Origin of the sequence: Bacillus cereus group sp. BfR-BA-01382 (genome assembly GCF_022663475.1) — a bacterium.
GTDB lineage: Bacteria > Bacillota > Bacilli > Bacillales > Bacillaceae_G > Bacillus_A > Bacillus_A thuringiensis_S.
The window spans coordinates 1-241 of sequence record NZ_JAKUFQ010000404.1 but is presented as its reverse complement, the minus strand read 5'-3'; the positions used below and the strand labels follow the sequence as shown (position 1 = coordinate 241).

Sequence of the window (241 nt, the reverse complement as noted above, 5' to 3'; positions counted from 1 at the left end):
TGCTGCTCAAAAACAAGCAGAGCAAGCTGCTAAAGCTGCGCAAGCTCAGCCAGCACAAGCTGCACCAGCAAACAATGGTGGACAAGCTCAAAAAGAAGAGCCTAAAAAAGAAGAACCTAAAAAGGAAGAACCTAAAAAAGAGGCACCTAAAGCAGAAAAGAAAACACCAGAGCAAAACCCAGCACCAACTCCACCGGATACTGGCGTAATTGGTAAAGCTAAGCAATATTTGGGTAAGCCA

The 241-nt window shown here is 44.8% G+C and carries 1 pseudogene; it reads left to right on the top strand.

What is annotated here, in order from left to right:
• A pseudogene (locus MR160_RS34500) lies at positions 1–241 on the top strand (N-acetylmuramoyl-L-alanine amidase); the annotation flags it as partial.